This is a genomic window from Streptomyces sp. NPDC059477 (assembly GCF_042749375.1).
GTDB lineage: Bacteria > Actinomycetota > Actinomycetes > Streptomycetales > Streptomycetaceae > Streptomyces.
In genome coordinates this window covers 25,562-33,617 of the sequence record NZ_JBHYUG010000053.1, presented here as the reverse complement: position 1 = coordinate 33,617, position 8,056 = coordinate 25,562, and the positions used below count along the sequence as shown (strand labels likewise).

At 71.1% G+C, this 8,056-nt stretch carries 10 protein-coding genes; 5 read left to right on the top strand and 5 right to left on the bottom strand.

All coding sequences use genetic code 11. From position 1 onward, the window contains the following. Positions 1-27: 27 nt before the first annotated feature. Positions 28-1,221 (top strand): RNA polymerase sigma factor, encoded by a 1,194-nt coding sequence (locus ACFXAZ_RS24785; RefSeq protein ID WP_384595322.1) that lies wholly within the window; start codon positions 28-30, stop codon positions 1,219-1,221. A gap of 93 nt (positions 1,222-1,314) precedes the next feature. Here ACFXAZ_RS24785 and ACFXAZ_RS24780 read toward each other — a convergent pair whose 3' ends face one another. Continuing rightward, positions 1,315-2,064, bottom strand: a complete 750-nt coding sequence (locus ACFXAZ_RS24780; RefSeq protein WP_384595252.1) for a VOC family protein — start codon at positions 2,062-2,064, stop codon at positions 1,315-1,317. Between the two features lie 125 nt (positions 2,065-2,189). On the opposite strand from ACFXAZ_RS24780, the gene ACFXAZ_RS24775 reads away from it, so the two are divergent. Then, positions 2,190-3,344 (top strand): anion permease, encoded by a 1,155-nt coding sequence (locus ACFXAZ_RS24775; RefSeq protein WP_384595249.1) that lies wholly within the window; start codon positions 2,190-2,192, stop codon positions 3,342-3,344. A 31-nt stretch (positions 3,345-3,375) separates the two neighbouring features. Continuing rightward, positions 3,376-3,699, top strand: a complete 324-nt coding sequence (locus ACFXAZ_RS24770) for a hypothetical protein (RefSeq protein ID WP_384595246.1) — start codon at positions 3,376-3,378, stop codon at positions 3,697-3,699. Positions 3,700-3,797: 98 nt separating this feature from the next. Here ACFXAZ_RS24770 and sodN read toward each other — a convergent pair whose 3' ends face one another. After that, the gene (gene sodN, locus ACFXAZ_RS24765) at positions 3,798-4,193 is read right to left on the bottom strand and encodes a superoxide dismutase, Ni (RefSeq protein ID WP_382692913.1); all 396 of its coding nucleotides are present in this window, start codon (positions 4,191-4,193) and stop codon (positions 3,798-3,800) included. A gap of 144 nt (positions 4,194-4,337) precedes the next feature. Here sodN and sodX point away from each other — a divergent pair, with 144 nt between their 5' ends. Next, positions 4,338-4,772 (top strand): nickel-type superoxide dismutase maturation protease, encoded by a 435-nt coding sequence (gene sodX / locus ACFXAZ_RS24760; protein WP_382692912.1) that lies wholly within the window; start codon positions 4,338-4,340, stop codon positions 4,770-4,772. Here the strand turns inward: sodX and ACFXAZ_RS24755 are convergent. Further along, complete coding sequence (locus tag ACFXAZ_RS24755) at positions 4,676-5,305, bottom strand: CGNR zinc finger domain-containing protein (RefSeq protein ID WP_382692911.1); 630 nt, start codon at positions 5,303-5,305, stop codon at positions 4,676-4,678. The two genes, sodX and ACFXAZ_RS24755, sit on opposite strands and share 97 nt — an antisense overlap. Positions 5,306-5,417: 112 nt before the next feature. Between ACFXAZ_RS24755 and ACFXAZ_RS24750 the strand changes: the two genes are divergently transcribed. Then, positions 5,418-6,182, top strand: coding sequence for a class I SAM-dependent methyltransferase (locus ACFXAZ_RS24750; protein ID WP_384595241.1), 765 nt, complete (start codon positions 5,418-5,420; stop codon positions 6,180-6,182). Between the two features lie 140 nt (positions 6,183-6,322). Here the strand turns inward: ACFXAZ_RS24750 and ACFXAZ_RS24745 are convergent, their stop codons facing one another. Together ACFXAZ_RS24745 and ACFXAZ_RS24740 are read right to left on the bottom strand one after the other, a co-directional pair. Further along, positions 6,323-7,099: an amino acid ABC transporter ATP-binding protein gene (locus ACFXAZ_RS24745; RefSeq protein WP_384595238.1), complete on the bottom strand. Its 777-nt coding sequence runs from the start codon at positions 7,097-7,099 to the stop codon at positions 6,323-6,325. After that, complete coding sequence (locus ACFXAZ_RS24740; protein ID WP_384595235.1) at positions 7,096-8,037, bottom strand: amino acid ABC transporter permease; 942 nt, start codon at positions 8,035-8,037, stop codon at positions 7,096-7,098. The genes ACFXAZ_RS24745 and ACFXAZ_RS24740 overlap by 4 nt, the downstream gene beginning before the upstream one ends. Positions 8,038-8,056 lie beyond the last annotated feature (19 nt).

The window sequence follows — 8,056 nt, the reverse complement described above, 5'->3', positions numbered from 1 at the left end:
CTCGCCGCCCAGCGCGCCGCCCGTGACCTGAGTCCCGCGGTCCTCGGCGCGCTGGTGCGGCGGTACGGGCATTTCGACGCCGCCGAGGACGCCGTCCAGGAGGCGCTGATCGCGGCGGCCGGGCAGTGGCCGGAGCGGGGGGTTCCGGAGAATCCCCGGGGCTGGCTGATCAAGGTGGCGGCGCGGCGGCTGACGGACGCGCTGCGCAGCGAGGAGGCGCGGCGGCGGCGTGAGGAGCGGGCCGCCGCGCTGGCGCCGCGGGACGCGTTCACCGCCCCGCCGCCCGGCGCGGAGCGCGCGCCGCGCGAGGACGACACGCTCACGCTGCTGTTCCTGTGCTGCCACCCCGAGCTGACCGCGCCCGCGCAGATCGCGCTCACCCTGCGCGCGGTCGGCGGGCTGACCACGGCCGAGATCGCCCGTGCCTGTCTGGTGCCCGAGGCCACCATGGCCCAGCGGATCAGCCGGGCCAAGCGGAAGGTGCGCGGGGTCGGTTTCGCGCGCCCCGAGGCCTGGGCGGACCGGCTCCCGGCCGTGCTGCACACCCTCTATCTGATCTTCAACGAGGGTTATACGGCGACGTCCGGGCCGCGCCTCCAGCGCCGGGAACTGGCCAGAGAGGCGATCCGGCTGACCCGTACCGTGCATCGGCTGCTGCCCGAGGACGCCGAGGTGGCCGGGCTGCTCGCGCTGATGCTGCTGACCGACGCCCGCCGTGAGGCGCGTACGGGACCGCACGGCGACCTCGTCCCGCTGGACGAGCAGGACCGTGAGCGCTGGGACAAGGCGGCCATCGAGGAGGGGGTCGAGCTGATCACCCGGGCGCTGGAACGGGGCCGTCCGGGGCCGTACCAACTGCGCGCGGCCATCGCCGCCGTCCACGACGAGGCGCCGACCGCCGCCGCGACCGACTGGCGGGAGATCCTCGGCCTGTACGACATCCTCGTCCGCCTGGTGCCCGGCCCGGTCGAGCGGCTGAACCGCGCGGTCGCCGTCGCGATGGCGGACGGCCCGGAGGCGGGGCTCGCGGCGCTGGACGCGCTGGGCCCGGACCCGGGTCACCGGATCGACGCGGTGCGCGGGCATCTGCTGGAGCGGGCGGGGGCGTACGAGGAGGCGCGCGCCGCCTATGAGTCGGCCGCCGCGCGGACGCTCAGCCTGCCCGAGCAGCGTTATCTGCGGGCGCGGGCGGCTCGGCTGGGGGCGGAACCGTCCGGGTAGCGGAGGGGAAGGGGACGGGTGGGGGACGCGGGTGGGAGACGGGTAGCGGGGTAGCGGACGGGTGGGGGACGGGTCGGCGAGTTGGCGTCGTCGTCAGGTGGCCTTGGGGCGTGCGCCCGTCTCCGGGTCGCGGCCGGTCAGGCAGTAGAGGCCGCCGGCCGGGTCGCGCATGACCGTCCAGTACCGCTGGCGGGACACCCGGGTCGCGCCCAGCCGTTCGTGGGCCGTGGCGGTGGCCTCGATGTCCGTGCAGGAGAGGTCGAGGTGGGCGGTGGCGGGCCGGTCGGTGTCCAGGCGCTGGAGCAGGACGCGGATCGGCAGCCCCGGCGGAGGCACGATCACATGGAACTCCGGCAGCGGGCTCGCCGCCGACGCCCAGCCGGGGAGCAGCGCGGTCCAGAACGTGACCTCGGTGTCGTACGAGGATGGCGGGACGTCCAGACACACCTGGTCCAGCCGGCTGCCGCGCACCACGGGCGGCCGGGCCGACTCCCCGTGCCAGGGCACGGCACAGAAATGCCGGCCCGCAGGGGAGCGCAGTACCGTCCATCCGTCGTGCGCGGCGGCGATCCGCGCGCCGAGCCGCAGCGCGTGCGCGGTGAAGCCGGCCACGTCGTCGACGGCGAAGTCGAGATGGGCGCCGCCGGGGCCGGAGGCGATGCCCTGCACCTTGACGCAGGCGTCGGCACCACCCTCGGCGCCGGGCAGCAGGGTGGTGAACTCGCCCCGGTCACCGCGCGGTTCGGAGAGGTGGGTGTCCGTGACGGCGGTCCAGAAGGCGCAGGCGGTGTCGAAGCGGTCGGCGGGCCGGTCGATGAAGGCGTGGGTCCAGCGGACGGTCATACCGGGAGCGTAGGCGGTGGGCGGTGTGGCGACTGCGCCCCCTGTGCTTCCTGTGCTTCGATCCGGGCGGAGGCTTTGCTTCCCTTTGGGCGGTGATTGGCCTGACGTCCGATTACATCGGACGAATGGACCACATCACGTTCCTCGTGGCCGTCGTCATCGTCACGGCTCTCGCCTTCGACTTCACCAATGGATTCCATGACACGGCGAACGCGATGGCCACCTCCATCGCGACGGGCGCGCTGGCCCCGAGGACGGCGGTCCTGATCAGCGGTGTCCTCAATGTGGCGGGTGCCTTCCTGTCGACCGAGGTGGCGCGGACGATCTCCGGCGGCATCGTGGACGACTCCCTGGTCACTCCGGGGATGGTGTTCGCGGGGCTGGTCGGGGCGATCCTGTGGAACCTGCTGACCTGGCTGGTCGGGCTGCCGTCGAGTTCCTCGCACGCGCTGTTCGGCGGGCTGATCGGCGCGGTGTGGGTGGGGGCGGGGGCGCACGGCGTGAACTTCGACGCGGTGGTGGAGAAGATCCTCGTACCGGCGCTGGCGTCGCCGCTGGTGGCCGGGCTGGCGGCGCTGATGGCGACGTACCTCGCCTACCGGCTCACCGCGCGGGCCCGTGCGAGTGAGGTGAAGCGGGGGTTCCGGATCGGGCAGGTCGCGTCGGCGTCCATGGTGTCGCTGGCGCACGGCACGAACGACGCGCAGAAGACGATGGGGGTGATCACGCTGACGCTGATCTCGGTCGGTGCGCTGGGCCCCGACGCGGGTCCGCCGCTGTGGGTGATCGCGTCGGCGGGGCTGGCCATCGGCCTGGGTACGTACCTCGGGGGCTGGCGGATCATCCGCACGATGGGCAAGGGCCTGACGGAGATCGAGTCACCGCAGGGCTTCGCCGCGGAGACCGCGTCCACGGCGGTGATCCTGACCTCCGCCCATCTGGGCTTCGCCCTGTCCACCACTCAGGTCGCCTCGGGCAGCATCCTCGGTGCCGGACTCGGCCGGCGGCTCGCCGAGGTGCGGTGGGGCGTCGCCGGGCGGATGGCGCTGGCCTGGCTGGTGACGCTGCCCGCGGCGGCGCTGGTCGGCGGGCTCGCGGCGAGCGTGGTCACGCACGGCGGAGACGTGGGCACGGTCGTCGTCGCGCTGGTCGGGGCCGCGCTGGCGCTCGGCATCGTGCTGCTCGCCCGCCGCAACCCGGTCCACGCGCACAACGTCAACGACACCCACGAGGTCGGCGTCCGCGCGACCCCGCGCGAGAAGGTCTCCGACGTCGCCTGATCCGCCGCCTTCATGGAAGGAGCGTCGTCCGATGCATCTGAACTGGAGCTCACTGGGGGAGGTCGCCGCAGTGAGCCTCGGCGTCACGGTGGCCGTGGTCGCCGTCTTCGCCCTGGGCGTCCTCGGGATGTCCCGCGCCACGGAATCGCGTCAGCGGGGCGGGGCTGGTCAGCGGGGCGGGTCCCGTGACCAGGAGAAGTCCCGTGACCGGGGGGAGTCCCGTGACCGGGGGGAGTCCCGTGACCGGGGCGACGTCGGTTCCCTCATGGGCGCCGCCCAGGCGGGCCTGTGCTTCGCCGCGTGCGCGGCGGTGGTGGCGTACGGGATCTATCTGATCGTGCCGGGATTTCACTGAACGCGGGCACAGCCAGGGCCGGGCAGCTGGTCCATAGGGTGCTGTCCCGGCCCTGGCTCTTGGGCTCTTGCCTGTGATCGAGGCGCGACGGATCGGCGTCAGGCCTTCTTCGTCTCCCAGAAGATCTTGTCGATCTGGGCGATGTGGTCCAGGGCCTTCTGGCCGGTCGCCGGGTCCGTGGAGGCCTTGGCGGCGGAGAGGGCCTTGAGGGTTTCGTTCACGAGCTGGTGCAGCTCGGGGTACTTCTCGAAGTGCGGGGGCTTGAAATAGTCGCTCCACAGGACGGAGACGTGGTGCTTGGCCAGCTCCGCGCGCTGCTCCTTGATGACGGTGGCACGCGCCTGGAAGTGCGGGTCGTCGTTGGCGGCCATCTTTTCCTGCACGGCCTTCACCGACTCCGCCTCGATGCGGGCCTGGGCCGGGTCGTACACGCCGCAGGGCAGGTCGCAGTGTGCGCTGACCTTGACCGTGGGGGCAAATAGGCGGGAAAGCATGGAGCATTCCTCCCTCGTGATCGTCTTCTCAGGTGGGACATTACTCCCTGAGGGACGGGTTTTCGCGGGTGCCCCCATGGGCTTAGGACAAAAGTCCGGGGTCAGACTGAGACTGGTGGAGGATCGGACCGGGGAGGTGCCGGGATGCCGGAACTGTCGCAGGAGGGCGAGCGCCGAGGGGTTGTGCTGCCCTTCGGGCTGGCCGAGGTGACCGGGCCCTCGATGGTGCCCACGCTGCGGCACGGGGACCGTCTCGTGGTGCACTACGGCGCCCGGATCAGGGTCGGTGACGTGATCGTGCTGCGGCATCCGTTCCAGCAGGACCTGCTGGTCGTCAAGCGGGCCGCCGAGCGACGCGAGGGCGGGTGGTGGGTGCTGGGGGACAACGCGTTCGCCGGGGGGGACAGCACGGACTACGGGGTCGTCCCGGAGGAGCTGGTGCTGGGGCGGGTCCGGTTCCGGTACCGGCCGTTCCCCGCGGGTCAGCGGGCGCCGTTCGCGGTGCTGCGCTGGGGGGTGTCGGCGGCCCGGCCCGTCTTGTCCGTCCGGTCGGCCTCCAGGCGTTTGCGGGCCCGGTAGGCGGCGACGTTCGCCCGCGTGGCGCAGCGGTCGGAGCAGTAGCGGCGGGAGCGGTTGGTGGACGTGTCGAGGTAGGCGTTGCGGCACGGGGACGCCTCGCACAGGCCGAGCCGGTCCACACCGTGCTCGGTGAGATGGAAGGCCAGACCCATCGCCGCGATGGCCGCGTACCCCGCCGTCGCGTTCGACGGATGGTCGGCCAGATGCATGTGCCACAGGGGGCGGCCGTCGTCGTCGCGGATGTCGTGGCCGGAGATCTGCGGGCTGACCGGGAACTCCAGCAGGAGCGAGTTCAGCAGGTCGACCGAGAGGGTCTCGTCGCCCGCGTCCGCCGCCTCGAAGACCGCGCGGAGCCTGGCGCGCACCGCCCGGAAGCGCGTCACGTCCGCGTCCGTGGCGCGGCGGGCCGCCGACTGATTGGCCCCGAACAGCTCGCGCACGGCCTCCACCGAGGTCAGCGTGTCCTTGCCGCGCTCCGGCTCCTCGCTGTTCACGAGCCGCACCGCGTAATCCGAGTAATAGGCCAGTTCCACTTGTAGTCCTTACGGAGGGGCTTTATTGTCGTGATGCGGTCGGGGTAATGGCCGGTCGTGCTTTCAGGGTATTACCAAGGTTGGGCGTACGCGTATGCGACGGAGGGCATCGATGACGGACACCACCGCGGCCGGGACCGACTGGCAGGGCTGGCAGCACAGCTGGGACCGCCAGCAGGAGTGGTACATGCCCGACCGCGAGGAGCGCTTCCGGGTCATGCTCGACATGGTCGAGGCGACCGTCGGCCGCACCCCCCGCGTCCTCGACCTCGCCTGCGGCACCGGCTCCATCACCGCCCGCCTCCTCGACCGTTTCCCCGGCGCCGTCAGCACCGGCATCGACCTCGACCCGGCCCTGCTCGCCATCGCCGAGGGCACCTTCGCCGACGACGACCGGGTCACCTTCGTCACCGCCGACCTCAAGGACCCGCACTGGCCCACCACCCTGCCGTACGACTCCTACGACGCCGTCCTGACCGCCACCGCCCTGCACTGGCTGCGCCAGGAGCCCCTGGCGGCTCTCTATGGTCAGGTCGCGAAGCTGGTCCGCGACGGCGGCGTATACCTGAACGCCGATCACATGATCGACGAGACCACCCCCCGGATCAACGCCGCCGAGCGCGCGCTGCGCCACGAGCGCATGGAACAGGCCAAGAACGACGGGGCCGTCGACTGGGCCGAATGGTGGCGGCTCGCCGCCCAGGACCCGGTCCTCGCCGCACCCACCGCCCGTCGCTTCGAGATCTACGGCGACCACGCCGACGGGGACATGCCCTCCGCCGCCTGGCACGCCCGGGTACTGCGCGAGGCCGGGTTCGGCGAGGCGCGCGCGGTGTGGTGCTCGCCCTCGGACACGCTGCTGCTCGCCCTCAAGTAGGGCCCGCGGGTAGGGCCCGCAAACAGGGCCCGCCTGCGGCGAGGGGCGGTACGGAGATCTCGTACCGCCCCTTCGTCGTACGTCGTACGTCGTAAATCCTCGTGGTGCCGTACGTCCCTCGGGGCACCTTCAGGGCACCTTCAGAGCACCTTCGACAAGAAGGCCTTCGTCCGTTCGTGCTGGGGGTCGGTCAGGACGTCCCTCGGGTTGCCTGACTCCACGACCACGCCGCCGTCCATGAAGACCAGGCTGTCGCCGACCTCGCGGGCGAAGCCCATCTCATGGGTGACGACGATCATCGTCATGCCGGACTCGGCCAGATCGCGCATGACGTCGAGGACGTCACCGACCAGTTCCGGGTCCAGGGCCGAGGTCGGCTCGTCGAACAGCATCAGCTTGGGTTCCATGGCCAGCGCGCGGGCGATGGCGACGCGCTGCTGCTGGCCGCCGGAGAGCTGCGAGGGGTAGCTCCTGGCCTTGTCGGCGAGCCCCACCCGCTCCAGCAGATGCATCGCCCGCTGTCCCGCCGAGCCCTTGTCGACGCCCCTGACCTGCACCGGGGCCTCCATGATGTTCTCGACCGCGGTCATGTGCGGGAACAGATTGAAGCGCTGGAAGACCATGCCGATGTCCCGGCGCTTGAGCGCGACCTCGCTGTCCTTCAGCTCGTAGAGCTTGTCGCCCTTCTGCCGGTAGCCGACCAGCTCGCCGTCGACGTACAGCCGCCCGGCGTTGATCTGCTCCAGATGGTTGATGCAGCGCAGGAAGGTGGACTTGCCGGAGCCGGACGGGCCGATCAGGCAGAACACCTCGCCGGACGCCACCTCCAGGTCGATGCCCTTGAGCACCTCGATGGGACCGAAGGACTTGTGCACGCCCTCGGACTTCACCATGGGCACGCCGGACTCGCGTGTCATGCCGTGCCTCCCTTCGGGCGGCTGAACGAGAGCAACTGCGTCCTGACCTTCTGCCACGGGGTCGGCGGCAGCCGGCGGCTGGAGCCACGCGCGTAGTACCGCTCCAGGTAGTACTGGCCGACGCTGAAGATCGAGGTCATCAGCAGATACCAGGCCGCGGCGAGGAACAGCATCTCGGCGGGGGCGCCCGAGGTCTGGCCGATGTCCTGGGCGACCCGGAACAACTCGGAGTACTGGACGACCGACACCAGGGAGGTCGTCTTCAGCATGTTGATGACCTCGTTGCCGGTCGGCGGCACGATCACCCGCATCGCCTGCGGGATCACGATCCGGCGCAGGGTCTTGGCCTGGCTCATGCCCAGCGCGTGCGACGCCTCCGTCTGGCCCTCGTCGACCGAGAGCAGACCGGCGCGGCAGATCTCCGCCATGTACGCGGCCTCGTTCAGGCCGAGGCCCAGCAGCGCGGTCAGGAACGGGGTCATGAAGTCCGACCACTCGTCCCGGTAGAACGGGCCGAGGTTGATGAACTCGAAGACCAGGCCCAGGTTGAACCAGACCACCAGCTGCACCAGGACCGGCGTACCCCGGAAGAACCAGATGTAGAACCAGGCGATGTTCGAGGTCACCGGGTTCTTCGACAGCCGCATGACGGCGAGCAGGACGCCGCCGACGATGCCGATCGCCATGGACAGCACGGTCAGCAGCAGGGTCTTGCCGACGCCCACGAGGATCCGGTCGTCGAAGAAGTAGTCCGGGATCGCGCCCCAGTTGATCCTGCCCTGGGAGAACGCGTAGACGAGGGAGCCCAGCAGGGCGAGGGCCACGACGGCCGCCACATAGCGCCCGTAGTGACGGACCGGGATGGCCTTGATGGCCCCCGGTCCGGCCGACGGGGTGGGTCCCGCCGGGCCGTCCTTCTTGTCGATGTCAACAGTCACGCGTGGTGCCTTTCAGTGC

Excerpts from the sequence above, each read along its gene's own strand:
- sodX (WP_382692912.1), top strand. The coding sequence starts at position 4,338 with ATGCCGGAACTGTCGCAGGAGGGCGAGCGCCGAGGGGTTGTGCTGCCC.
- ACFXAZ_RS24770 (WP_384595246.1), top strand. The coding sequence starts at position 3,376 with ATGCATCTGAACTGGAGCTCACTGGGGGAGGTCGCCGCAGTGAGCCTC.
- sodN (WP_382692913.1), bottom strand. The coding sequence starts at position 4,193 with ATGCTTTCCCGCCTATTTGCCCCCACGGTCAAGGTCAGCGCACACTGC.
- ACFXAZ_RS24745 (WP_384595238.1), bottom strand. The coding sequence starts at position 7,099 with ATGACACGCGAGTCCGGCGTGCCCATGGTGAAGTCCGAGGGCGTGCAC.
- ACFXAZ_RS24750 (WP_384595241.1), top strand. The coding sequence starts at position 5,418 with ATGACGGACACCACCGCGGCCGGGACCGACTGGCAGGGCTGGCAGCAC.
- ACFXAZ_RS24780 (WP_384595252.1), bottom strand. The coding sequence starts at position 2,064 with ATGACCGTCCGCTGGACCCACGCCTTCATCGACCGGCCCGCCGACCGC.
- ACFXAZ_RS24775 (WP_384595249.1), top strand. The coding sequence starts at position 2,190 with ATGGACCACATCACGTTCCTCGTGGCCGTCGTCATCGTCACGGCTCTC.